Below are 24,362 nucleotides of genomic sequence, written 5' to 3' on the forward strand. Positions count from 1 at the left end.
TCAGGCGGCGACCGGCGGCCGGCTCCAGGCGCGCCAGATCAGCCAGGCGCCGACCAGCATCATCGGGATCGACAGCATCATGCCCATGGTCAGCCCCAGCGGCAGGTTCTCCATGCCGAAGTCGGGCTGACGGAAATTCTCGAGCGAGGCCCGGGCCAGGCCGTAGCCGAACAGGAACAGACCGGTGACATAGCCGGGCTTGGTCAGCAGCCGCCACTTCCAGACGGCCAGCCAGAGGATGAGGAACAGGGCGATGCCCTCGAGGCCGGCCTCATAGAGCTGGCTGGGATGGCGCGGCACATCGCCGGCCGGGCAGAAGCCGTACATCTGCTCAATGCGGGCGTTGCAGAAGCGGATCGCCCAAGGAACCGTGGTTTCGCGGCCCCAGAGCTCGCCATTGATGAAATTGGCCGTGCGGCCGAAGAACAGGCCGAAGGGCGCGGCCGCCAGGGCCATGTCGCCGATGCTGAGCGTGCGCAGCTTGTTGCGCCAGGCGAAGATCACCACCGCCAGCGTCGTGCCGATCATGCCGCCATGGAACGACATGCCGCCGTCCCACAGCCGGAACAGCGCCAGACGGTCGCCCCAGTCCGCGCCCGTGAACAGGGCTCCGTACAGCTCCGGCTTGTAGAACAGCGCATAGCCGAACCGGCCGCCGAGGATGATGCCGAGCGTGATCCAGAGGATGAGGTCATCGAGCTGGGTCGTCGAGATCGGCGGCTTGCCGGCGGGCCAGATGGCCGTGTTCCTGATCAGCTTCGACGCATACCACCAGCCGAGGACGATGCCCGCGACATAGGCGAGGGCGTACCAGCGGATATCCAGCGGGCCGATGCTGAACAGCACCGGGTCGAACTCGGGAAATTGCACGGGCGCTCCTGCGAAGATGTTCCGATGCGGTTTAGCAAGCAGCGCGGGGCGCGTCCCTGAAATTTCGGCAAGACGCCGCGCAGCGCCCAAATCAGGCCATAGGTCACATCGACAGCAAGGTTTCATTCACCATATCGGGTGAACCTTCCTTAACCACGCTCGTTCGTACGAGCCGGAGAGTGCCATGCAGACGCGCAACCCCCTTCTCGACGAGTTCGCCAAGCTGACGACGGGCGCCATGGGGCTGGCCCAGGCGGCCGGGGAAGAGGCGAAGACGGCGTTCCGCGCGGGCACGGACCGCATGGCCGCCGACCTCGATCTGGTCCGCCGTGACGAGTTCGACGCCCTGAAGGCCGAAATCGCTGCCCTTCGGGCCGAGGTCGCGGCGCTGAAGTCGCCCGCGAAGACGGTAAAGAAGCCTGCCACGGGAACGTCCACAGCGGGTTCTCCCCCTCAGGACGCAGCCGGTTGAGCCGAATCTGCGAACCCGCCTACCGTCCGATGACAGGGCGTGAGTCGCGCCCGGAGAGTGCCTGATGGACATTGTTCGGCCCGAAGAAGTCGATGTTCCCTACGATCCTCTGGATGTCGTGGAGCACGTCCTGGTGGCTGAAAACCTGCCGTTCGACCGCACCGACGAGGGCGATCTCGCCTTCGCCCTGGCGGGCGACTGGAAGGACTATGAGCTGTGGTTCGCCTGGCGGCCCGAGGGTGACTGTCTGCAGCTTTGCTGCGCGCTGGACCTGCAGGCGTCGAAGGCGCGGCGCGGGGCGGCCTATGAACTGGTCGGCCTGATCAACCAGCGGACCTGGATGGGCCATTTCGAGGTCTGGGCCGACGACGGCGAGATCGTCTTCCGTCATTCGCTGGCCCTGCCGATGGGCGAGCGCCCGACCCTGGCCCAGGCGGCTTCGATGATCGACGCGGCGGTCGAGGCGGCGGACCGCTACTATCCCGCTTTCGACTTCATGATCCGCGGCAACAAGAAGCCACAGGAAGCGATCGACTCCTGCCTGTTCGAGACCGTCGGCACGGCCTGAGGCCATGAACACTCCTTCTGCAGCCGGAACCGTCGTCCTGGTGGGATGCGGACGGCTGGGTTCGGCCATTCTCGAGGGCTGGCTGAAGACCGGTGCCGTCACGGCGCACGGCCTGATCATTCTGACCCCGTCGGACAAGCCGGCCGCAGATGCGGCGCGGGTGCAGGGCGCGCGGGTCAATCCGCCCGCCACGGTCCTGGGCGAGGCGCGGACGCTGGTGCTGGCGGTCAAGCCGGCGAAATGGCGTGAGGCCCTCGGTCCGCTGATCGGCACCCTGAGCCCGGAGATCCTGATTGTCTCTGTGATGGCGGGCGTGGCGGCCGCGGACATCCGCGCCGTGGCGGATCGTCCGGTCGCGCGGGTCATGCCCACCACGGCCGTGGCCCAGGGACGGGGCGTCGCGGCCCTGTGGTCCGATCACGCGACCGCCCGCGAGCGGGCGCGCGGTCTGTTCGGAGCCATGGCCGAGGTCGTGGATCTGGATCTCGAAGCCCATATCGACGTCGCCACCGCCACAGCCGGTTCGGCACCGGCCTTCATCCATGCTTTCGTGCAAGCGCTGGCCAAGGCCGGCGAGGCCGAGGGCCTGTCAGCCGAGGCCGCGACCCGGCTGGCGCGGGGAGCCCTGCGGTCGGCCGGTTCCGGGGTCGAGACCGGCGCGTCCCTGGAGACGCTGATCGCCCGTATCGCCTCGCCGGGCGGCACGACACGGGCCGGGCTGGACGCCATGGCGGCGAGCGGCGACCTCGACCGGGCGGCCGAAGCCGCGGTCAGGGCCGCCGTGCAGCGGGCGCGCAGCTTCTAGCGTTTGACGTATCGGCCGTCGGCGATGTTCACCGCCAGCCGGCGATAGGCGCGGTCCGCGTCCGACCAGGTATCGATCCCGTGCACGTCGGCCAGACTGCTGGAATACCAGTCGTACTGGACCGGCAGGGTGCGGCCGTCCGCCGTGGTGATCTGGCCCTCGATGGTCGCGCCGCCGATCGACTGGCTGCGGTGTCCGTCCAGACCGGGGCGGTCGGCCAGCTGCTGGAAGGTCGGGCGGTTGGGCCGCAGGTCCGTCAGCACCAGTTCAATGCGGGCACCGTCCAGATCGCCGTCGCGGGCGAGGGCGCGTCCGACCAGTTCGGCCAGCCGGTCCGCCTGTTCCTGGACCTCGCGCGGCCCCAGTTCCTCGGCCTGCTCCTGAAGGTCGGGACCGAGGCTGACGCTGATCAGCGCGGGCTCGGCCATGGCCGGTGCGGCGCTGAAAGCCAGTACGGCGGCGAGTGGTGCGAAGGCGGCGAGTTTACGCATGGAGTCCTCCAGTGGCCCTGTCTGGACTGAAGTTGGGGCCAATGGCTCCGCTTCGCCAGTGCCCGCCCGCAAATGTGATCAGCCGGGAAGCCGGATCAGGGCCCGGAGGCCGCCCATGTCGCTGCGTTCGAGGGTGATGTCGCCCCCGTGGCCGCGGGCGACGTCGCGGGCGATCGCCAGACCGAGGCCCACGCCCTTGCTGTTCTGATTGCGCGAGGCGTCCAGCCGGGAGAAGGGGTGGAAGGCCTCCTCATGCATGTCTTCGGGAATGCCGGGCCCGTCATCGTCGACCGCTACCTCAAGTCCGCCGGAGGGCAGGGGGCGGGCGCTGAGTCGGACATGCTCACCATGGGCGGCGGCGTTGCCGGCCAGATTGGTCAGGGCGCGCTTGAAGGCCAGCGGACGCAGGGTGGCGGTCAGGTCGTCGGGAGCGACCACCTCGACCTCGGCCCCGGCGCGGCGGACATCCTCGGCGGCGGCCGAGAGCAGGTCGGGGATCGACACCGACTGGGCGGCCTCGCCGGCCTCGCCGCGGGCGAAGGCGAGGTATTCGTCAATCATATGCTCCATCTCGTCGAGGTCGCCCTCCATCGCCTTCGAGCGCTTGAATGGCGGTGCCAGCGCCAGTTCGAGGCGCAGACGGGTCAGGGGCGTGCGCAGGTCGTGGCTGACCGAGGCGAGCAGGGCGGTGCGCTGGTCGATATGGCGCTGGATCCGTTCGCGCATGGCGAGGAAGGCATTGGCGGCGGCGCGGACCTCGCGCGCGCCATGCGGCTTGAAATGCTCGCTCGTCTCGCCCCGCCCGAAGGCTTCGGCGGCGTCGGCCAGCCGCTCGATGGCGCGGACCTGGTTGCGGATGAACAGGATGGCGACGCTCATCAGCAGGACGGTGGCGATGGTCAACCAGAGGACGAAGATATGGGCCTGGGTCGCGACGGCGCGCTCGCGCGGGGCGATGATGCGCAAGACGCCCTGGGGCTGCTGGACACGGATGTCGACATAGGCGGGATAGCGGGTCGTATCGAACCAGAAGGGCTGGTCCAGCCGCGTGGCGAGGGCCTTCTCCAGGGTGCGGTCGACGACGCCGATCGGCCCGCGCCGGTCTTCCTCCGGCAGGACGTCGCCCTCGCGCAGCTGGACCGACAGCGACATCGAGCGTTCGGCCCGCTCCGAGATGACGGTCATGTTTTCAGGGGTCGGATCGTCGCGCCAGCTCTCGGCCGCCCAGGCGATGTCGCCGGCCAGACCGTCGGACAGGCGGGCGGTCACCGTCTGCCAGTGCATGTCGAAGAAGGCCCAGGTGACCGCCACCTGCATGACCAGCACGGGCAGGACGATGATCAGCAGCGACCGGCCCCACAGCGAGGTCGGCAGCCGCCGTTTCAGGAACCGCGGCCAGAGGCTGGCGGGAAGCAGCCTCATCGCAGCATCAGTCCGGAGCCAGCATATAGCCGACGCCGCGCACCGTCTGGAGGTAGCGCGGGTTCTTGGGGTCCGCCTCCAGCTTGCGGCGCAGGCGGGTCACCTGCACGTCGACGGCGCGGCCGGTGATGTCGGCGGTGTCGGGCGACAGGCTCATCCGCTCGACGGCCGAATGGGCGTGGATGGCGAGGGTCTTCAGAAGCTGGGCCTCGGCCTCGGTCAGGCGCTGCATCTTGCCGTCGCGCGTCAGTTCCAGCCGCTCCATGTCGAACACCGCCGGCCCGAGCTTGATCTCGCGGGGCGTCAGGGGCTTGCCGCCCGTGCGACGCAGGATGGCGTCGACCCGCAAGGCCAGCTCACGCGGGTCGAACGGCTTGGACATATAGTCGTCGGCGCCGCGCGACAGGCCCTCGATCCGGTCGTCGGGATCGCCGCGCGCGGTGAGCAGCAGGACCGGGGTCTTTGACGTCTCGGCCTTGGACCGGACCCAGGTGGTCAGGTCGAAACCGCTCTCGCCCGGCATCATGACGTCCAGCACCACCAGATCGAACTCGATCAGCTCCATCAGGCGTTTGGCGGCGGCGGCGTGGGCCGCGCCGGTGACGCGATAGCCTTCGCGCGCGAGGAATTCCTTCAGCAGTTCGCGGATGCGATCGTCGTCATCGACGACCAGCAGATGCCGGCCGGCACCCGCGCCGGCGATCGGGCCCGAACGGCCGTGGGACCGGACGTCGCTCATGCAGAAGCGACCGGACCGTGCGTCCAGGCGTTGACCTGAGCGATTCCGGCGGCTCTAACCCGGTAATCAGCGCGGGAGACGTTATTCAATGGCCTTCGTTCCTATCGACGATCGTGACGGTTGGATCTGGTTGGACGGCGATTTTGTGCCCTGGCGGGAAGCCCGCGTGCACGTTTTGACCCACGCATTGCACTACGCGTCTTCGGTTTTTGAAGGCGAGCGAATGTACAATGGCCAGATCTTCAAATTGACGGAGCATACGAACCGCTTGTTCCGTTCGGCCGAGGTGCTCGACTTCCAGATTCCGTTCACGGTGGCGCAGATCAACGACGCCTGCAAGGAGACCTGCGTTCGAAACGGCCTGACGGACGCCTATGTGCGCCCGATCGCCTTCCGCGGCTCCGAACAGGTCAGCGTCTCGGCGCAGCAGACCAGCACCCGCGTGGCCATCGCGGTCTGGGACTGGCCCAGCTATTTCGACGCCGAAACCAAGGCCAAGGGCATCCGTCTGTGCTGGGCACCCTACAAGCGGCCCTCGCCGGAAACCGCCCCGACCGAGGCCAAGGCGGCGGGCCTGTACATGATCGGCACGATCAACCGCCACTTCGCCGAGGCGCGCGGCTATGCCGACGCCATGCTGCTGGACTGGCGCGGCTATGTCGCCGAGGCGACCGGGGCCAATGTCTTCTTCGTCCAGGACGGCCGGCTGATCACCCCGCCCGCCGATGGCGCGATCCTGAACGGCATCACCCGCCAGACGGTGCTGGAAATGCTGGCCGCGCGCGGGCTTGAGGTCGAGGTGCGCCACATCCTCCCGGAAGAACTGGCCGGGTTCAGCGAGTGCTTCCTGTGCGGCACGGCAGCCGAGATCACCCCGGTGAGCGAGATCGGCGACGATCGCTTCACCCCGGGTGACCTCAGCCTCAGCCTGATGGACGAATACAGCCGGCTGGTCCGCGGCCAGATCTAGACGGGCGCGGGCTTCCGCCGACGCACGGCCCACCAGACGGCGCCGCCGATGACGACGATCGGCAGCGAGACCGAGCCGACGGTGATCAGGATCGCCAGCATGCCCATGGACAGGCCGAAGGCGTCGCCCAGCGCGCGGGCGACGGGTCGCGTCGGGCTGTCGGCCGCCATGACCCCGCCCTGACGGTAGTCGAGCGTCAGACGGGCGGACCGGACCCGGTCGTTGAGCGCGCGCAGTTCGATCTGCTGGGCGTCGTACTGCTGTTGCAGCTCCGCCAGGTCACGTTCGATCTCGAGCCGCTGGGCCATGGTACCGCCGGACCGCGCCTGCAGCTGGCGGATGCGGTCGGCGAGGGAGGCGGTGGTCTGCGCCCCGGTGGCGGCCGTATCGATGTCGCGCGTGACGTCCTCGCCGTTGGTGGCGGCTTCGTCGAGGCGGCCGCCGGCGTTCTGCGCGTCCAGCGCCAGGCCGCTGCGGAAGCGGTTGATCCACTCGGGCTGGCCGCGCAGTTCCAGCCGTCCGCCGGGCTCACGCGCCGTCCAGTCGGCCTGGGCCGAGATCACCTGACAATAGCCGGGGCCGGCCGAGACACAGGCCAGCTCGTGCCGGCTCATCATCTCGGCACCGCGATCCTGCGGCAGGGACAGGGCATAGCTGTAGGCGTAGGCGATCTGGGCCACCGGGGCGAGCGGGGCCGGTCGTGGGGCGACCATCCGTGCCGGCGCGGCCGCATCCCGCGCCGTTGAGGCGGCATCTGACGGAGCCTCGGACGCCGCGTCGGCGGCGGGTGCCGTTTCGGCTGGAGCCATTTCCGCCTTGTCACTCGCCGGCGAACATCCGGCCAATACGATCAGGCCGGCCGAGGCCAGCATCAGAGCCTTGCGCATCGTCATTCTCCCTGTCCCGTGCTGATCACGGTTTCGTGATGACGCGCGTGGATCGCGACGGATTCAGGGCTGGAAACGAGCGAAACGGCGGCTTGCCATAATGGTCTGTGTGGCGTTCAACGGGGCAGGGCCGGCGGGGGAGCTGGCGGGGAAATATGTCCATGTTCAGTGTGCTGAACCTTCAGAGCCTGCTGGGGCTGCTGGTCATCGTGGCGGCCTGCTGGGGCCTGTCCGAGAACCGCAAGGCCTTTCCCTGGCGGCTGGCGCTGGGCGCTGTCGCGCTGCAGGCCGGTCTGGTGCTGGTGCTGTTCGGCATCCCCGGGTCCCAGGTCGTCCTGACGGCGATTACCGGCGCCGTGGACGGCCTGACCCGCGCCTCCGCCGTGGGGGCCCAGTTCGTGTTCGGCTATCTGGCCGGCGGTGATCAGCCCTATTCGGTCGAGAACCCTCCGGCCCTGTTCACCTTCGCCTTCAACGTCCTGCCGATGATCCTGGTGATCTCGGCCCTGTCGGCCCTGCTCTGGCACTGGAAGATCCTGAAGTGGATTACCCATGGCTTCGGCATCCTGTTCCAGCGGACCATGGGTCTGGGCGGCGCCTCGGCGCTCGCGGTGGCGGCCAACATCTTCCTCGGCATGGTCGAGAGCCCGATCGTCATCCGCGCCTATCTGGACAAGCTGACCCGGTCGGAGCTGTTCCTCATGATGGTGGTCGGCCTGGCCACCGTCGCCGGCTCGACCATGGTCGCCTATGCCGCCATCCTCGCCCCGGTCATGCAGAACGCCGCCGGCCATGTGCTGGTGGCGTCGATCGTCTCGGCTCCGGCCGGCGTGCTGCTGGCCCGGATCATGATCCCCGAGACGGCGGGCGAGGGCGGAGCGAGCGCCGACTACGCCTCGGCCCTGAAATACGACAGCGCCATCGACGCCATCGTCAAGGGCACGGCTGACGGTCTGATGGTGGTGCTGAACATCTCGGCGGTGCTGATCGTCTTCGTGGCCCTGATGGCCCTGGTCAACGTCATGCTCGGCGGCTTCTGGCTGTTCGACGGTCCGGTCACGATCGAGCGTCTGCTGGGCTGGGTCTTCATGCCCGTGGCCTGGCTGTCCGGCGTCGAATGGGCCGAGTCCGGCAAGGCCGGCTGGCTGCTGGGCGTCAAACTGACCCAGACCGAGTTCAGGGCCTTCATCGAACTGGGTGCGATCCCCGCGGGCGAGATGAGCGAGCGGACCCGGATGCTGATGACCTATGCGCTGTGCGGCTTCGCCAATATCGGCTCCGTCGGCATTACGGTGACGGGCCTGAGCGTCCTGATGCCCGAACGACGCGAGGAAGTTCTGGGCATGGTCTGGAAGGCCCTGTTCGCGGGCTTTCTCGCCACCCTGATGACGGCCGCCATTGTGGGTGCCATGCCCCTGGCCATGTTCCGCTGAAGCTGGAGACGGATCGATGAAACTCTACACCTCCCACCGCGCGCCGAATCCGCGCCGGGTCCGCTGGGTCATGGCCGAAAAGGGGATCGAGGACGTCGAGGTGATCGAGGTCGACATCCTGACCGGCGAGCACAAGGCACCCGAATACCGCGCGCGCGTGGGCGTGCCGCACGTGCCGGCACTGGAACTGGATGACGGGACCACGATCTCGGAATCCGTGGCCATCTGCCGCTATCTGGAAGCCCTCTATCCCGAGCCCAACCTGTTCGGCCGCGACCCGCGGGAACTGGCGGTCGTCGAGATGTGGACGCGCCGCTGCGAATTCTATCTGGCCAATCCGATCATGCTGACCGTGCGCCATTCGCACCCGGCGCTGGCGGCGCTGGAAGCGGTCCAGATTCCGCAACTGGCCGAGTACAACAAGGTCGCCGCCGAGAAATTCATGAAGACCCTGGACCGCAGGCTGTCGGAGCACGAGTTCCTCGCCGCGGACCGGTTCACCATCGCGGACGTCGTCGCCGTGGTCGGTCTGGATTTCGCACGGCTGATCAAATACCGGCCGCCCGAGGAACTGACCCATCTGACGCGCTGGCTGGCGGAATGCCGGGCCCGGCCCGCGGCGGCGGCGGGCGCCTAGAACCTCAGTCCGGGGACCCGACCGGCGGCCCGTTCCACTCGATGTCGGCGGTCATGGCCGCGGTGAGCGAGCGGCCGGTCCGGAGCGCGCGAAGGGCAAAGGCGGCGGCGTCGGCCAGGGCGCCGAGGATCGGCCCCGGGTCGCCGGGCGCGGCGACGGCGTCGAAGCCCTGCTGTCCTTGTGCACGCCATGCCGCCAGCCGTCCGTCGCGCAGGGCGGTCGGCAGGCCGTGGAGCCAGAGCGCCGGGGACAGGTGGCGCGTCGCCGGGGCCGGCTCCGCCTCGCCGCGTCCCACCAGCGCCCGGCCGAATGCCGCGCTGCGACCGAACAGGTGGACGCCGCTGGTCGCGCGCGGATTGCACTCGATCAGCCACGGCTGTCCGTCGCCGTCGATAAGGACGTCGCAGGCGATCTGGCCCGTCCCGGCGAAGGCGGCCAGGGCCTCGGCCATGGGCCGTAGCCGCACGGTCACCTCCGGCGGCAGGGGCCGGAAGACGTAGCTGGCACCGCCGGACAGTCGCCAGTCCGAGCCATAGGCGCAGAAGGCGGTGACCCGTCCCTCGTTGCAGACGGCGTGGAAGCTGGCCTCCTCGCCGACGATGCGGCGCTGGGCGACCCAGGGTGCCGCCGGCGAGGGCGTAACGGCAGCGAGGGCGGCGGGCGTCGGCGCGATCAGGGTGCGGGTGCCGAAACGCGACCAGACCGGCTTGAACACATGGTCGGCGGCTTCGCCGGACAGGGCTTCCAGCGCCGCCCTGTCGGTGACAAGGGCGGTGTCCGGTACCGGCAGGCCGAGCCGACGGCACAGGGCGGCGAACCGGTCCTTGGCGTGCAGGGTCGCCAGCCGGTCCGGCGGCGGGGCGAACACCCGGTCGGAGATGCCGTCAGCCGCCGCCACGGCGGCGAGGTGGAACACCTCCTCGCAGGTCGGGATGATGCGCACGGGATCGAGCCGGTCGATCAGGTCGCGGATGTCGCGGGCGAAAGCGGCGGTGTGCTCGACCGGCGAGGCATGGCGATGCACGGGGCCGGCGGTCCGGGACAGGCGCGCGACCCAGGCCGGACTGCAGTCGGCCAGATGCGGCTCATAGCCGGCGGCGCGCAGGCTGCGGGCGATGTCCAGCGCCGCCACGGCCCGGGCACCGGTGATCAGGACCCGCTCAGCCATCGGACCAGCGCACCCGCCGCCGTTTGACGCCGTCCCGCGTCGGGCGACCGCCGGCGGTCACGATGACATCCACGCCGTGCGCCGCCAGCAGGCCCGCGACGGCCGACCTTGCCGCTTCGACCCGATCCGGCTCGGCCTCGACCGTGACGCCTCCCGGCGAGGCGAGGGCGCGCCAGTCCTGGTCCGGACCGACGGCGGCGCTGACGACCGCTTCGACCTCGCGTGGGCAGATCGCGGCGCCCCGCCAGCGCCACAGGTCCTCCAGCCGGCCCTCGACCGGATGGACGGCGGTCCGCGGCGAGCCGCAGGGGCAGGGCGTCGCCAGCGGCTGCAGCAGGTCGGGCAGGCGGACGCGGATCATCGGCTGGGTGGTGCGGCGCAGGTCGGTGACGATCGGCACGAACCGGCTGGTCCCTGGTACGGGTTCGCGCTCGACGATCAGGACGTCCTCATTGAGGTGCAGCGTCCCGAAGCGACAGGCGGCACCGAGGAAGCCCTCGGTGGCCTGATAAATGGGGTCGGGCCGGACCCCGAGGGCCGCGCCGATCCAGCGGCGCTCGGCCTCGCCCATCGGCTCGGCACCATAGAACAGGCGGCGCAGCGGCCATGGCTGGGCCGTCCGGCGGGCGAGGTCCGCCAGAACCTGCGGGGGGGCGATCAGGGTGTCCGGGGCGAAGGCCCGCAGCCGTTCGAACCGCTGGGCGGCCGGGACATCGAGGCCGACGAACAGGAAGCGGATAGGGCCGGCCCTCTCCACATCGCCATACAGCCGGTTGTCTGCCCGCAGGCACAGGGCGATCCGCGTGGAGCGCAGCAGGGCGTCGGCCGGCAGCAGGCGGGCGAGGATGTGGCCGACCCAGCCGGCGCGCTCGACCGCGCTGGTCACGAACAGGCCGCGGCGTCCCGACGAGCCGGTGGAGAAGCCGGCGACGATCCCCGGCCGCACCTCGCCGGATCCGCCCGTCTCCGCCGTCAGGGCGGCGGTCTCGGTGCCGGGCCGTGTCAGGCCCAGGGTGTTCCAGGCGTCGAAGCGCTCGCGCAGGAGATCGGGCGACATGACCGGGAAGTCGGCCAGCGGACGGCCGGCGAGGGCGCTGACCGCCGGAGTGCGGGCGATGACAGGGGCCATGGCACGCCACAGCCGGGCCTGTCGCCGCGCAACATCGGCGGTGGTGCGCAGGCTCCAGCCGCTCCGGCGGGCGGCAAGCCAGGCCCGCAGAACCGCGAGGCGGTCAGTCTGCACGGCCCGTCTCGACCTCGACCTCGACCTCGCCGCAGTGGGACGGGGTGATGAGCAGCTCGGGATTGCGCGCCCACAGCCGGTGCAGGGCGTTCAGGGTCTCTCGGTACGGGCCGGTCGCGCCCAGCAGGGCGGTGGTCAGGCGGGGCGGGGGGGCGTCGTCGCGTACGGCGCCGCTCGACCAGGCGGCGTCGGCGATCAGGAAGCGGGTCCGGTCATCGGCCTGCCGCACCAGAAGCCCCCAGTGGCCGGGGCAGTGGCCGGGCAGCTGGACCGCCAGCAGTGCGCCGTCTCCCAGCAGGTCCGCGCCGGTCTCGAACGGGGCCATGTCCGGGCCGAGGGGGACCTGCGGCCGGTCCTCGAAGAAGACCGCGCGAGCGGCGATGTCGGCCGGGGCGAGGGCGGCCAGTACCCCGCGCCGGACGCGGTCGACCCGCCCCTTGCGCTGGACCTGCGCCAGTCCGGCGCGGGCGCAGACAATCCGGGCATTCGGAAAGCGGGTCAGACCCGCGATGTGGTCGCCGTGGAAATGGGAGACGACGACGGCGCGGATGTCGTCCGGCGCGAAGCCGAAGGCCGGCAGCTGGTCTGCGACGGCCTCGCCCGGGGCGAGGCTGACCGGCGTGGTCCAGCGGTAGAGGCGTTCCGGGAAGGGTTCGGTGGCGGTGAAGAAGGCGGGATCATAGCCGGTGTCGAACAGCATCGGGCCCTCATCCGGATGGACGATCAGGGCCGCCAGCGCCGGAAAGACGGCCGGCGCCAGACCTGCGTCATGGCGGGTCATGACGGCGGGATGCGAACAGGACCCGGCGCGCAGGATGTGGACGCGGCAGCGTTTCACGACGCCGCCAGCCCGGGCGCGACGGCCAGCGCCGTCTCCACCGCGTCGTGGGCCGGCTCATAGCCGAGCAGGCGACGGGCCTTGCCGAGATCAAAGGTCTGCGACCAGGCGAGGGTGGACAGGGTGTAGGGCGTCAGCACCGGCTCGGGCTGGCCCGGCAGGATGCGGCACAGGGCGTCGGCCCCGACCGAAAGGGCCTGACCCAGGGCCAGCGGGAGGGAGACGATGCGGACCTCGACGCCAAGCGTCTGGCCCAGCCGGCCGACCAGCTCACGGACGGGCAGGGGCTGACCGCCGGTGATGTTGATCGCCTGCCCGCCGGCCGCTTCGCGGTGGACATCCGCCAGGCGGATCGCTCGGGCCGCGTCGCGCACATCGGTCATCTCGACCAGCGCCTGACCGTTACGGAAGAGGGGGAAGCGGCCTCGCTTCACCAGTCGCAGAATGCGCGGCAGCAGGACCGCGTCGTCGGGGCCGATAATGGCGCGCGGGCGGATGGAGATGGTGCGGAAGCCGGGCGCGTCCGCCGCGACCACGAGCCGTTCGGCCTCGCCCTTGGTGCGGGAATAGGCGTTCAGCGGCCGCGCGGGCCAGGGGGTGTCTTCGGTCAGTCCGGTCTGGTCGGCCCAGCGGGCGTAGACCGACGGAGACGAGACGAAGACGAACGACCCGACGCCCGAGCGGCGTGCGGCTGCCAGCAGGTCGCGCGTCAGATCGACATTGGCGCGCTGGAAGTCGGCGTCGGGACCCCAGGGGCTGGACAGGGCGGCGGCGTGGAAGACGACATCGATGTCCCTGCAGAGGGCGTCCGGACCGAGGTCGAAGAGATCGCCCTTCAGGGTCTCGGTGCCCATCGCGCCCAGGCGGGCAATGGCAATGGGACTGCGGCCGGCGGCCCGCACCGAATAGCCGTCATCGAGCAGCGCCTGCGTCAGGGTCAGTCCGAGGCCGCCGGTCGCGCCGGTGACGAGCGCGCGCCGGGTCACGTCCTCAGCACCATGGCGGCGAGGCTGATCCCTGCCGCCGTGCCCAGCAGCAGGACGGTCTTGCCCGGACCGAGCCGCCCGGTCGCGTGCGCCTCGACCAGAACGGAGGGCAGGGAGGCCGCGATCTGGTTGCCCGTGGTGGCGAAGATGTCGACCACCCGGTCCGGATCGCCGCCCATCAGCCGGCGGGCGTGTTCGATCGCGGGCCGGCTGGCCTGATGGCCGACGATGACATCGACGCTCTCGCGGGTCAGGCCCGCCTCGCCGAGGACCCGATCGATCAGGGCGGGCAGGGTCCGCGAGGCTGCCTTGAAGATACCGAAGGGGTCCATCCGGAACCGGGCACCGTCGGCGAATGCTTCCAGTCCGTCGTCGAGGCGGACGCGGGTTCCGCCGGAGCGGACGGAGGCCAGATCCTTGCCCACGCCATAGGTCTCGAAACCGCGCGCCAGCAGACCCGGTCCGTGGGGGTCGGTACCGGCCTCGACACACACCGCGGCCGCGCCGTCGCCGAAGATGGCGGCGGAGGCGGGGGTGCCCCAGTCGAGGCCGCATGACGGAATGTCGCTGGAGACGATCAGGGCGCGCCGGAAGCGGCCGGCGGCGAAGCCCATGGCGACGACGTCGAGGGCGGCGACGAACGACAGGCAGGTCTGGTTGACGTCAAAGGCCCAGATGCCGGACTGGCCGAGCCCCAGCGCCTCCTGGATCAGGACCGAGGCACCGGGGATGGGCTGTTCCATGACCCCGCAGGCGCCGACCAGCACGTCGATGTCGCCCGGCTCCCAGCCGGCCATCGCCAGGGCGCGTTTCGCGGCCTCGGCACCCATCATGGAGGTGGTCTCGTCCGGGGCGGCGACGCCGCGTGAGGCGATGCCGAACTGGGTCTCGGTCCAACCCGCCGGCTGGCCGAAGACGACGTCCAGCGCTTGCGAAGGCCGATGTTCACGCGGGGAATACGCCCCGAAGCCGGCCAGGATCATTGGCGTCATCGGGTCAGGTTAGCCTTGCCGTTGGACGGCGTCCATGCGCCCGCGGCGTCAGTCCTGATGCTCGATCACATGCTGTCCGCGCACCATCCGGACATAGGGCAGGGGCCGGTCGGGGTGGGACAGACGCTCGCCCACCTCCCCCAGCACGAAGCGGGTGATGGCCGGCAGGTCCAGCGACCGGGTGTCGGCCAGCGGAAGCCAGGCGATCTCGTCCAGTTCGCCCGAACCGGCGGTCGGCTCGGGATGCAGCAGCGCCCGCGCGTCCGCCATGAAGAAGCGGGCGTCGAAGCGGCGGGTCCGTCCGGGCGGGGTGATGGCGCGGGCGACATAGGACAGGGCGGCCAGATCGGGCAGGGCCCCGACGGCCCGGAACTCGCGCCATGAACCGGCGACGGAGGCGAAGGGCGCGGGCTCTGCCAGCAGCAGGCCGGTCTCCTCGAAGGTCTCGCGCACCGCGGTCAGGGCGAGGGCGCGGGCGCGGCGGGCGGGCACCTCGCGCATCAGCCGGGCGGTGTCCGGTGCGGGCAGGTCATTGGCCGAGGCGGCGGTGAAATCAGAGCGATCGATCCGACCGCCCGGAAAGACCCATTTGGCGGCCATGAAGACGTGGCCGGGCGCGCGGCGACCCATCAGCACCTCGGCCTGCCCCTTGCGGACCCGGGTCAGGATCAGGGTGGCGGCGTCCTTGGGCGTCTGTCGGCCGCCCACGCGCGGGGCGTCGGTGAGGTCGCGGATCGAGTCGAAAGGCGTGGCCATGCCCGGCCATAGCACGCGTGCCGGCCGGCGGAAGACTGGCCGGACGATCAGTCGTCGATCCGCGTTCCGGTCAGGATCAGAACGGAGAGGTCGTCGGTCGGCGTATAGTTGCGGCGCCGGATTTCGAACCGGGTCGAACTGATCTTGCGCACGCCCTCGCCGCAAAAACTGACCAGGTTGCGGGAAGACCCCTTGTCCACGACCAGCCGGAAGTCGCCGATGGGCTCAGCCCAGTTGGCGCCTGTGGTCAGGATGTAGTCGACCCAGGTCTCGCTCAGATACAGGCCGCGCGACCGCATGCGCCGCGCGCCGGCCTGGAAGGCGTCGTCAGTGCAATACCGGGTGGCCTGCTCGTTGTTGTGCTCGTTCCCGGCCATCATGGGATCGCCGAACACGCTGCCCGCCGATCCGCCGACGGCCGGCGCATACTGGTGCCGGACGTCGAGTTCACGCCCCGCCGGAAAAACCTGGGTCCAGTAGTGGGTCGTCTTGAGCGTCCAGAGGGGGGCCAGCTCCACGGTGCGAACGCCCCGGTCGGTCCAGGAACGGTCCTCGACCAGACCCATCTCGATCAGCATCTCGATCTGGGGCCGGGGCAGGGTCGCCAGCGCCTGCATCGTCGCCTCACCGCGGGGGGAGAGCGGGACGCCCAGACCGCGCATCATGTCGGAGTGATCGACGCCGTTGAACACGGCCTTCTGCTCGACATTGGTCGCCACGCGGCGGCCGTTCACCGTGGTGGTGAAGGGCATCCGCAGCGGGTCCTCGATCGCAACGTCGCTCTCGATGCCGCCCTGCAGGTCGGGCATGGGAAAGGCCACGAGCGTCGCGATGTCGCGTTCGGTGCGATTGTAGAAGCGGTAGCGGACGCGGATCTCGGCGGCCGAGACATATAGGTCCTCGGACCGCATCTCGATGCCGTCGGTACGCTGCAGGACGAGTCCGCCGGCGCCCATGGAGGCGACGCTGTCGTTTGCCGCGGCCGGCGCGGCGAGCAGGATGGCGGCCAGCACGGCGGCGACGCCCCGGTTCAGTCTGATCATCATGTCCTCCCCGCGAAGAGACTAGCCGATCATGTGCGGCGAAGTCGTGACGATTTCCGTCAGCGTCGCTTGCCCTTGCGCACGCCCTTCAGGCCGCCGGACGGGCGTCCGCCCTTGGGCGGCTTGGGTCCGCCGGGCCTGCCGCCGCCGCGCTTCGGGAAGTCGCCCCCGCCTGCGCCCCGGCCGCGTTGGCCCAGACGGGGCGCGGGCGCATTGGGATCGCGCGGGGCTGGATCCGAGAGCATTTCGAAGACCAGCCCGCCGGTGATCGGCGTGGCCTCTTTCAACCGCACCTCGACCGTCCGGCCGAGGGTCCAGCGGGCGCCGGTGCGCTCCCCGACCAGGGCGTGGGACTTGTCGTCGTGGGTGAAATATTCGGTGCCCAGGGAAGAGACCGGGACCAGGCCGTCGGCACCGGTTTCCTCCAGCCGGACGAACAGGCCGAAGCGGGTGACGCCGGTGATCCGTCCTGGGAAGGTCGCCCCGACCCGCTCTTGCAGGAAGGCGGCCATATAGCGGTCCATGGCCGCGCGCTCGGCGGCCATGGAGCGGCGCTCGGTCATGGTCACCTGTTCGGCGATGGCGGGCAGTTCCGTGACTTCCCGGTCCGTCAATCCGTCCTTGCCCAGGCCCAGCGCCCGGATCAGGCCGCGATGGACGATCAGGTCGGAATAGCGCCGGATCGGCGAGGTGAAATGGGCGTAGCGGTCGAGGTTCAGCCCGAAATGGCCGACGTTCTCGGCCGAATAGATGGCCTGCATCTGGCTGCGCAGGACGACCTCGTTGACGACCTCGGCGTGGTCGCCGCCGCGGGTCTCTTCCAGCAGCTTGTTGAACCGTTTGGTCGTGGCCGGCTCGCCCTTGTTCCACGGCTTGCCAATGGTCTGGAGGAAGTCCCCGAGGTTGAACAGCTTCTCCTGACTGGGGGCGTCGTGGATGCGGTACAGCAGGGGCGTCTTCTTCTGCTCCAGCGTCTCCGCGGCGCAGACGTTGGCCTGGATCATCATCTCCTCGATCAGCCGGTGGGCCTCGAGGCTGACACGGGGCTCGATCGAGATGATCTGGCCCTCAGTGTTCATGCGGATGCGGCGTTCGGGGCTTTCGATCGCCAACGGGCTGCGCTTCAGCCGACCCTTGAGCATGGTGCGATAGGCCGCCCACAGCGGCTCGAGGATGGCCGCCATGATCGGGCCGGTGGTGTCGTCAGTCTGGCCGTCGATGGCGGACTGGGCCTGTTCGTAGCTGAGCTTGGCCTGCGACCGCATCAGGCCGCGCACGAATTTGTGGCCCGTCTTCCGGCCGTCCCGGTCGAAGACCATGCGCACCGCCATACAGGCGCGGTTCTCGCCCTCCTTGAGGCTGCACAGGCCGTTGGACAGGCGCTCGGGCAGCATCGGTTCGACGCGGTCGGGGAAGTAGGTGGAGTTGCCCTTGTCGCGGGCTTCCCGGTCGAGGTTGGTGTTGGGGCGGACGTAGGCGGCGACATCGGCGATGGCGACCCAGACGATCCAGCCGTCGGCGTTCTTCGGATCCTCGTCGCGCATCGCATAGACGGCGTCGTCGTGGTCGCGGGCGTCGGCGGGGTCGATGGTGATCAGGGGCAGGTCGCGCAGGTCCTCGCGCCCCTTCAGCGAGGGCAACTCCTGATCCTCAGCTTCCTTTTCGACGGCCTCCGAGAAGCCCATCGGCACATTGTGGGCGGCGATGGCGATCAGGGAGGCGGCGCGGGCGTCGCCCTCGTGGCCGATCTTCTCGAGAATCTTGCCGCGCTTCGGTCCGTAGCGCTGGTCGCCCTTCTCGATGGCGGCGAGGACCAGATCGCCGTCGCGCAGGCCCTCGGCCTGGGCGTGGGGGACGATCAGCACGTCCTTCGACTTGCGGTCGACGGGTTCGACCCGGACCTCCTTGTTGGACTTGCGGATGACGCCCAGCACCTTGTTGGCACCGGCGTCGAGCTTCTTGATCAGCCGGGCTTCCCAGCCGTCCTCGGTGCGGGCGAATTTGACCAGGACACGGTCGCCCATGCCGGGGGCGGGGCCGGTCTTGCCGCCGTTGTCGGGAATCAGCAGGGCGCGCGGGGCGTCGGCCGAGGCCTCCACCAGGCGGACATAGAGTTCGCCGTCGAGGTCGCGCTCGACCACATCGGCGACGCCGACGGGGGGCAGGGCACCGACTTCGGAAAAGCCCTTGCGGCCGCGCTTGCCCAGTTTGCCGGCCTCTTCGAGGGCGCGGATCATCTCGCGCAGGGCGCGACGCTCTCCGCCCTTGAGGCCGAAATGGCGCGCGATATCAGTTTTCTCCGCTGATCCGGCTTCGCGGAGGAAGGCGATCAGCGTGGCTTCGTCGGGGAGTCCGGCGACGGGCCGGCGGGGTGATTTGCTCATTTGTATCCTTGATAACGCACGACTGGCCTCTTCGGAGGCGAAATCTTGCGCAGCTTGTGATGGGCAGGGGCTGCGCCTAGCTTTCGGCGCGAGCCCCCTGGAGTGATTGAATGTCTTTGGCCGCCACGCCTGTCCTGTCCGGTCCGACCGGTTCGTTGCTGGACCTGATCGGCAAGACGCCGATGGTGGAGGTGACGAAGGTCGATACGGGCCCGTGCCGCCTGTTCCTGAAGCTGGAGGCGCAGAACCCGGGCGGATCGATCAAGGACCGGATCGCCCTGTCGATGATCGCGGCGGCGGAAGGCGAGGGGTTTCTGAAGCCCGGCGGCACCATCGTCGAGGCGACGGCCGGCAACACGGGTCTGGCGCTGACGCTGGTGGGCCAAGCCAAGGGCTATAAGGTGCTTCTGGTCATTCCGGACAAGATGTCCAAGGAAAAAATCCAGCATCTCAGGGCGATGGGAGCGGATGTTCGCCTGACCCGTTCGGACGTGCCGCATGGGCATCCCGAATACTACACCGACATGGCCGAGCGGCTGGCGCAGCAGATCCCGGGCGGATTCTACGTCAACCAGTTCGCCAACGATGCCAATTCGCTCGCGCATTTCCAGACCACAGGTCCGGAAATCTACGAACAGATGGGGGGCGACATCGACGCCTTCGTCGCCGGCATCGGGTCGGGCGGCACGATCACCGGCATTGCCCGCTATCTGAAAAGCGTCGGCTCGGACGCGAAGATCATCCTCGCCGACCCCGTGGGATCCACGCTGGCGGGGGTCGTCAATGACGGCGTACCGGGACCGGAGGGCAGCTATACGGTCGAGGGGATCGGCCAGAATTTCGTGCCCGATACGGCGGACATGAGCCTGATCGACAAGGCCTATTCCATCCCCGACGCCGAGGCGATCGCCACCGTCCGGGAACTGCTGCTCAAGGAAGGCGTGCTTGCGGGGTCTTCGTCGGGGACGCTGATCGCCAGTGCCCTGCGCTGGTGCCGCGAGCAGACGGAGCCGAAGCGGGTCGTAACCTTCGTCTGCGACACCGGCGCCAAATATCTGTCCAAGGTCTACAACGACGCCTGGCTGGCCGATCAGGGGCTGAGCGGTCAGCCGATGCACGGCGACCTGTCCGACCTGATAAGCCGCAAATACGAGAACGGCGACGTCGTTGTTGCCGGGCCTGACGATACGCTGGACACAGCCTTCAAACGCATGCGTGGCGCTGACGTCTCGCAGCTACCGATCATCCAGGACGGCCGGCTGGTCGGTATTCTGGACGAAAGCGACCTGGTCCATGTGATGAACACCGACGAGATCACCCGGAAGGAAAGGTTCGCCCGTCCGGTCGCCTCGGCCATGACCCGCGACCTCGATACGGTTCAGGTGGGTGAGACCCTGGATGCCCTGATCCCCCTGTTTGACCGTGATCGTGTGGCGATCATCCTGGACGGCGAGCAGTTCGTGGGCCTGATTACGCGGACGGACCTGATCAACCATCTGAGCCTCAACCGCTAGGCCGCGACGCGGGTCCGGTCGGCGGTTGTTGCAAACATGCAATGGAAATGAGGCGAGTTGACTGGACGGCGGCGAAAATGTGGTCCTGATTGGGCATCACACCGTTCCACATGCTGTTGAGACCATCCATGAAACGCTTCCCGACCCTGGCCATCGCCGCCGCGATCGCCGCCGCCACCCTTCTCGGTCCGGTTTCCAACGCTTCGGCCCAGGCGGCCGCACCCGCGGGCTGCGCCGACGATGTTCCGCAGCGGGCCACGCGGGGCCCGGCCGAGTTCATCAGCAACTCCCAGACGGTTCGCGGCCTCATCTACAAGCCAACCGGTCCCGCCAACGGCGCAGCGGTGGTCATGCTGCACAGCTCGGAAGGCCTGTCCGTCGACGCCCATGCGTTCGACCCGCACGCCATCCAGCTCGCGGCCCGCGGCTATCATGTCCTGGTTCCGAACTATTTCGAGGCCCGGGCGCGCCAGGTTCCGTGGAACGGCCGTGACGTCCGGCTCTGGGAAGAGGCGGGTCATGCCGCCGTGGCTTATATGGGCACGCTGGAGGGCGTCGATCCGGCACGGGTCGGCATCTGGGGCTTCTCGCTCGGCGGGTTCGTCGCCACGGACGGATCGGCGCATCCGGATTCCACGGCGCGCGTGGCCATTGGGGTCGGGACCGGCCAGGACATTTTCGAGGCGAGCCGCGGCCGCAGGGAGGGCGTGTCGATGATGCTGATCGAGGGCTATTCGACCTTCCCCGTCATCTCCGCCGCCACCATGCGCGAACTGGCCGCCAACCTGCGCCGTCGCGGTGCGACCGTGGATGTGCAGATGCTCGATGCCCCCGGACGGTCGATGACCGGCCCGGTCTGGTGCGAGGTGTTCCAGCACACGCGGCGCTTCCTCGACGCCAACCTGCTGCCGGCCGCCGCCGCCGCCCCGGCGTCGTAACGCCCGGGTGCGCTACAGTCTCATTGCGGCGCTGGGTCTGCTGGCGCTGACGGTGTCGGGCGACGGAGTTGTCGCCCAGACAGCGCCGCCGCCACCGCGCGTCGGCGTTCCCGGCTGCAGCGACGATGTCGCGGTCCAGGCGTCCAGAACCCTGGTCAGCTTCGAGAGCCGTGGCCGGTCGATCCGGGCGCATCTCTATGCGCCGCGGGGCGAGCCCAATGGCACCGCTCTCGTGATGCTGCACGGCGGGACCGGGTTCGAGATGAACGCGATCCTGTTCGACGCCCACGCCATCCAGCTGGCGTCGCGCGGCTACTGGGTGATGCTGCCGGCCTATTTCGATGCCGACGCCCCCGCCCAGGGGCGTCGGCTGGTGAACGCGCGGGCCTGGCGCCAGGCGGCGCTGGACGCGGCGACCCAGCTCGCCGGCACAGCGGGCATTACGCCCGATCGGGTGGCGCTTTGGGGCTATTCCCGCGGCGCCGGCGTCGCCCTGAACGCCGCGACGGCACCCGGAAGCCCGATCCGTTCTGCCGTTCTGGCGGCAGGGGGCGGGGCGGTCGAAGAGCGGCTGGCCGGACGCGACCTGTCCTTCCTGCTGATGCACGCCCGTCGCGACGAGGCCGTGCCGGTTCGCGCGACGCTGGACCTCGCAGCCGACCTGCGCGCGGCCGGTGCCATGGTTGAGGTCGAGGGCCTCGATTTTGACGGCCACCAGTATGATCTTCCCACCTGGTGCGCGGTCATGAGTCGGACCCGCACGTTTCTGGAAACCCGTCCGGAGCCGGGGCATGCACCGTCGTAGCGTTATCGCCGCTGTCGCGGCCGGTCTGACAGGCGGGGGCTGGGCCCGGCAGGCCGAGGTCCCGACCTGGGAAGGTCTGACCTTCATGAGCCACCGCAAGCCGATCCGCGCCATCCACTACCGGCCGGTCGGTGAGGGGCGGCGCTCGGCCATCGTCATGATGCACGGCTCGGGCACGAACATCGTCAGCCGCGGGCCCTGGCATGAACTGGCGATGCGTTTCGCCGCGGACGGCTATGAGGTGCTGACGCCGCTGTTCACGGATGCCTGGCCCGATGACGGCATCCGCCCGCCGGCGATGATGGAGGCCTGGCGCGATGTCGGCGAGCATGCCATCGACTGGTTCATCGCCCGCGGTGTGAACCGTCGCCGGACGGCGATGTTCGGCTATTCGCTCGGCTCCTACGTCGCGGTCGACGGCGCGCTCGGAAACAGCCGGGCGGCGGCGGCGATCGGGCTGGCCGGCGGTGTGGACGTCTATACCCCCCGGCCGCCGCGCAGGCGGATTCCGGTGCTGATGATCCGGGCCGAGGGCGATACCCATGTCCTGCCCCGGAACACCGCGCGGTGGGTCGAGTTTCTGAGGGAGCGCGAGGTCAACGTCAGGGTGGCTGTTCTCCGGGACTCCAACCACCTATTCACAGCGCCGAAATGGCTGGAGATCTTCCAGCTGTCGTCAGCGTTCTACGCGGGCAACATCGGCCGCATCGATCGGGAAACAGAATGAGTTCGCTCAAAAACAGCCAGGGCTTTTCGACCCGCGCCATCCACGCGGGCCAGCGGCCGGACCCGACCACAGGCGCGGTGATGACCCCGATCTACGCCACCTCGACCTACGCCCAGGAAAGCCCGGGCGTGAACAAGGGCTATGAGTATGCGCGCGGCAAGAATCCGACGCGCGAGGCGTTCGAGGCCTGCCTGGCCGATCTGGAAGGCGGGACCCACGGCTTCGGCTTCGCCAGCGGCATGGCCGCGACCTCGACCGCGCTTGAGCTGCTGGATGCCGGGTCGCACATCATCACCGGCGATGACCTGTACGGCGGCTCGTGGCGGCTGTTCGAGCGCGTGCGCCGCCGGTCGATGGGGCTGGACTTCGCCTATGTCGATCTGAGCGATCTGGCGGCCGTCGAGGCCGCCATCACGCCGAAGACGAAGCTGATCTGGGCCGAGACCCCGACCAATCCTCTGATGAAACTGGCCGACATCGCCGGCCTGTCGACGATCGCGAGGAAGCACGGCCTGCTGCTGATCGTCGACAACACCTTCGCCACGCCCTGGAGCCAGCAGCCGCTGAAGCTGGGGGCCGACGTGGTCATGCATTCGGCGACCAAATATCTGAACGGCCACTCCGACATCATCGGGGGGGCGCTGGTGACGGCGAACCCGGACCTCGCGAAGGAGATCAAGTTCCTGCAGAACTCGGTCGGCGGGGTGATGGGGCCGTTCGACGCCTTCCTGGCCAACCGGGGCCTGAAGACGCTCGGCCTGCGCATGAAGGCGCACAACGAGAACGCCCTGGCCGTCGCGCGCTGGCTGGAGGAGCGGAAGGGGATCGCGAAGGTGATCTATCCCGGCCTCATCAGCCACCCGCAGCACGAACTGGCCTCACGCCAGATGAACGGCCGCTACGGCGGCATGGTCACCGCCCTGATCGACGGCGATCTGGAGCGGACCAAACGCGTGCTGGAGCGGGTTCAGGTCTTCACCCTGGCGGAGTCGCTGGGCGGCGTCGAAAGCCTGGTCAACCACCCGGCCATCATGACCCACGCCTCGGTGCCGAAAGAGGTGCGCGAGGCGGGCGGGGTGACCGAGAACCTGATCCGGCTGTCGGTGGGCGTGGAGGAGGTCGAGGACCTGATCGCGGACCTCGATCAGGCGATCGGCTAAAAGGCGACGCGCCAGCCGTCGGCGGGGCGCACCCAACGGACGGTCCCGTCCAGATCGGGTCGCGCCACGCCGTCGACCCTTGCCGTCGACTTGAAGTCGCCATTGGCCAGGGGCTTGTAAGAAAAGCAGAGTTCGCGGCCCGACCCGTTTGCCTGGTCAATGATCGAGCCCAGAATCCTCCTGAACGACTCGAACTCGGACCCGCCCAGCTTTTCGCCGTCCTGATAGACGGCGGTGATCTGACCGGCGCTGGGGACCAGCCGGGTGCACTCCTCGTCGCCCCGAACGAAGACGGGCGCACTGGAGTGTACGAAAATCGCTGGAACGGCGCTGGCGGCGACCACGATGTCGCTGATGACGGTTCCATCGCCCGGCCAGCGGTAGGACGCGGTCCCGTAACAGGTCTGGCGCGCCGCGTCGGGCTCATAGCAGAGCATCTGGCCCATGCGGGCCGGGGCCAGCGGATCAGGCTGCTGGAGCGCCAGGATGACGATGACGGCGGCGAGGCTCATGG

25 protein-coding genes are annotated in these 24,362 nt (G+C 69.3%); 11 read left to right on the top strand and 14 right to left on the bottom strand.

Translation table 11 applies throughout. The annotated features are described in order from the left end of the window. A complete protein-coding gene (gene lgt / locus KB221_05540; protein ID WIY70483.1) occupies nt 1-870 on the bottom strand; it encodes a prolipoprotein diacylglyceryl transferase in 870 nt (289 codons plus the stop codon). A gap of 184 nt (nt 871-1,054) precedes the next feature. Here lgt and KB221_05545 point away from each other — a divergent pair, with 184 nt between their 5' ends. The 3 genes from KB221_05545 (at nt 1,055) to KB221_05555 (ending at nt 2,715) form a co-directional block, all read left to right on the top strand. After that, nucleotides 1,055-1,342, top strand: coding sequence for an accessory factor UbiK family protein (locus KB221_05545; GenBank protein ID WIY70484.1), 288 nt, complete (start codon nt 1,055-1,057; stop codon nt 1,340-1,342). 64 nt (nt 1,343-1,406) lie between these two features. Next, nucleotides 1,407-1,910 (top strand): YbjN domain-containing protein, encoded by a 504-nt coding sequence (locus tag KB221_05550; protein ID WIY70485.1) that lies wholly within the window; start codon nt 1,407-1,409, stop codon nt 1,908-1,910. Nucleotides 1,911-1,914: 4 nt separating this feature from the next. Next, nucleotides 1,915-2,715: a pyrroline-5-carboxylate reductase dimerization domain-containing protein gene (locus KB221_05555; GenBank protein WIY70486.1), complete on the top strand. Its 801-nt coding sequence runs from the start codon at nt 1,915-1,917 to the stop codon at nt 2,713-2,715. Here the strand turns inward: KB221_05555 and KB221_05560 are convergent. From KB221_05560 to KB221_05570, 3 genes are all read right to left on the bottom strand, one after another. Then, nucleotides 2,712-3,206 carry a hypothetical protein gene (locus KB221_05560; GenBank protein ID WIY70487.1) on the bottom strand — a complete coding sequence of 165 codons (495 nt, stop codon included), beginning with the start codon at nt 3,204-3,206 and terminating at the stop codon, nt 2,712-2,714. The genes KB221_05555 and KB221_05560 overlap by 4 nt on opposite strands. Nucleotides 3,207-3,284: 78 nt before the next feature. Further along, nucleotides 3,285-4,628, bottom strand: coding sequence for an ATP-binding protein (locus KB221_05565; protein ID WIY70488.1), 1,344 nt, complete (start codon nt 4,626-4,628; stop codon nt 3,285-3,287). Between the two features lie 7 nt (nt 4,629-4,635). After that, the gene (locus tag KB221_05570) at nt 4,636-5,367 is read right to left on the bottom strand and encodes a response regulator transcription factor (protein WIY70489.1); all 732 of its coding nucleotides are present in this window, start codon (nt 5,365-5,367) and stop codon (nt 4,636-4,638) included. Nucleotides 5,368-5,455: 88 nt separating this feature from the next. On the opposite strand from KB221_05570, the gene KB221_05575 reads away from it, so the two are divergent. Then, the gene (locus KB221_05575) at nt 5,456-6,337 is read left to right on the top strand and encodes a branched-chain amino acid aminotransferase (protein ID WIY70490.1); all 882 of its coding nucleotides are present in this window, start codon (nt 5,456-5,458) and stop codon (nt 6,335-6,337) included. Here KB221_05575 and KB221_05580 read toward each other — a convergent pair. Next, nucleotides 6,334-7,224 carry a DUF4349 domain-containing protein gene (locus tag KB221_05580; protein ID WIY70491.1) on the bottom strand — a complete coding sequence of 297 codons (891 nt, stop codon included), beginning with the start codon at nt 7,222-7,224 and terminating at the stop codon, nt 6,334-6,336. The two genes, KB221_05575 and KB221_05580, sit on opposite strands and share 4 nt — an antisense overlap. Before the next feature lie 161 nt (nt 7,225-7,385). Between KB221_05580 and KB221_05585 the strand changes: the two genes are divergently transcribed. Then, nucleotides 7,386-8,657: a nucleoside transporter C-terminal domain-containing protein gene (locus KB221_05585; protein WIY70871.1), complete on the top strand. Its 1,272-nt coding sequence runs from the start codon at nt 7,386-7,388 to the stop codon at nt 8,655-8,657. 16 nt (nt 8,658-8,673) lie between these two features. After that, nucleotides 8,674-9,294 (top strand): glutathione S-transferase, encoded by a 621-nt coding sequence (locus KB221_05590; GenBank protein ID WIY70492.1) that lies wholly within the window; start codon nt 8,674-8,676, stop codon nt 9,292-9,294. A 4-nt stretch (nt 9,295-9,298) separates the two neighbouring features. Here KB221_05590 and KB221_05595 read toward each other — a convergent pair whose 3' ends face one another. From KB221_05595 to rnr, 8 genes are read right to left on the bottom strand one after another with little or no spacing between them, the layout of a single operon-like run. Further along, nucleotides 9,299-10,462 (bottom strand): ATP-dependent carboxylate-amine ligase, encoded by a 1,164-nt coding sequence (locus KB221_05595; protein ID WIY70493.1) that lies wholly within the window; start codon nt 10,460-10,462, stop codon nt 9,299-9,301. Continuing rightward, nucleotides 10,455-11,705 carry a cell division protein FtsA gene (locus tag KB221_05600; GenBank protein WIY70494.1) on the bottom strand — a complete coding sequence of 417 codons (1,251 nt, stop codon included), beginning with the start codon at nt 11,703-11,705 and terminating at the stop codon, nt 10,455-10,457. The genes KB221_05595 and KB221_05600 overlap by 8 nt, the downstream gene beginning before the upstream one ends. Further along, on the bottom strand, nt 11,695-12,486 hold the full coding sequence (locus tag KB221_05605) for an MBL fold metallo-hydrolase (GenBank protein ID WIY70495.1): 792 nt from the start codon (nt 12,484-12,486) through the stop codon (nt 11,695-11,697). Before KB221_05605 ends, KB221_05600 begins: the two co-directional genes overlap by 11 nt. 53 nt (nt 12,487-12,539) lie before the next feature. Then, a complete protein-coding gene (locus tag KB221_05610) occupies nt 12,540-13,529 on the bottom strand; it encodes an NAD-dependent epimerase/dehydratase family protein (GenBank protein WIY70496.1) in 990 nt (329 codons plus the stop codon). Continuing rightward, nucleotides 13,526-14,521 carry a 3-oxoacyl-[acyl-carrier-protein] synthase III C-terminal domain-containing protein gene (locus tag KB221_05615; GenBank protein ID WIY70497.1) on the bottom strand — a complete coding sequence of 332 codons (996 nt, stop codon included), beginning with the start codon at nt 14,519-14,521 and terminating at the stop codon, nt 13,526-13,528. The genes KB221_05610 and KB221_05615 overlap by 4 nt, the downstream gene beginning before the upstream one ends. 48 nt (nt 14,522-14,569) lie before the next feature. Continuing rightward, nucleotides 14,570-15,277 (bottom strand): NUDIX hydrolase, encoded by a 708-nt coding sequence (locus KB221_05620; GenBank protein ID WIY70498.1) that lies wholly within the window; start codon nt 15,275-15,277, stop codon nt 14,570-14,572. A gap of 47 nt (nt 15,278-15,324) precedes the next feature. Continuing rightward, entirely contained in the window at nt 15,325-16,320 is a 996-nt protein-coding gene (locus KB221_05625; GenBank protein ID WIY70499.1) for a DUF4424 domain-containing protein, read from the bottom strand. Between the two features lie 59 nt (nt 16,321-16,379). Then, nucleotides 16,380-18,704, bottom strand: a complete 2,325-nt coding sequence (gene rnr / locus KB221_05630; GenBank protein ID WIY70500.1) for a ribonuclease R — start codon at nt 18,702-18,704, stop codon at nt 16,380-16,382. Nucleotides 18,705-18,814: 110 nt separating this feature from the next. On the opposite strand from rnr, the gene KB221_05635 reads away from it, so the two are divergent. The 5 genes from KB221_05635 (at nt 18,815) to KB221_05655 (ending at nt 23,848) form a co-directional block, all read left to right on the top strand. Next, nucleotides 18,815-20,218, top strand: coding sequence for a pyridoxal-phosphate dependent enzyme (locus tag KB221_05635; protein ID WIY70501.1), 1,404 nt, complete (start codon nt 18,815-18,817; stop codon nt 20,216-20,218). Nucleotides 20,219-20,346: 128 nt separating this feature from the next. Then, a complete protein-coding gene (locus KB221_05640) occupies nt 20,347-21,156 on the top strand; it encodes a dienelactone hydrolase family protein (protein ID WIY70502.1) in 810 nt (269 codons plus the stop codon). A gap of 7 nt (nt 21,157-21,163) precedes the next feature. Continuing rightward, a complete protein-coding gene (locus KB221_05645; protein WIY70503.1) occupies nt 21,164-21,961 on the top strand; it encodes a dienelactone hydrolase family protein in 798 nt (265 codons plus the stop codon). Continuing rightward, nucleotides 21,948-22,688 carry a dienelactone hydrolase family protein gene (locus tag KB221_05650; protein WIY70504.1) on the top strand — a complete coding sequence of 247 codons (741 nt, stop codon included), beginning with the start codon at nt 21,948-21,950 and terminating at the stop codon, nt 22,686-22,688. Before KB221_05645 ends, KB221_05650 begins: the two co-directional genes overlap by 14 nt. Then, nucleotides 22,685-23,848, top strand: a complete 1,164-nt coding sequence (locus KB221_05655) for a cystathionine gamma-synthase (GenBank protein WIY70505.1) — start codon at nt 22,685-22,687, stop codon at nt 23,846-23,848. The genes KB221_05650 and KB221_05655 overlap by 4 nt, the downstream gene beginning before the upstream one ends. On the opposite strand, the gene KB221_05660 is transcribed toward KB221_05655, so the two are convergent. Then, nucleotides 23,845-24,360 carry a hypothetical protein gene (locus KB221_05660; protein ID WIY70506.1) on the bottom strand — a complete coding sequence of 172 codons (516 nt, stop codon included), beginning with the start codon at nt 24,358-24,360 and terminating at the stop codon, nt 23,845-23,847. The two genes, KB221_05655 and KB221_05660, sit on opposite strands and share 4 nt — an antisense overlap. Nucleotides 24,361-24,362 lie beyond the last annotated feature (2 nt).

It is taken from the genome of Aquidulcibacter paucihalophilus, assembly GCA_030285985.1.
Taxonomy (GTDB): domain Bacteria; phylum Pseudomonadota; class Alphaproteobacteria; order Caulobacterales; family Caulobacteraceae; genus Brevundimonas.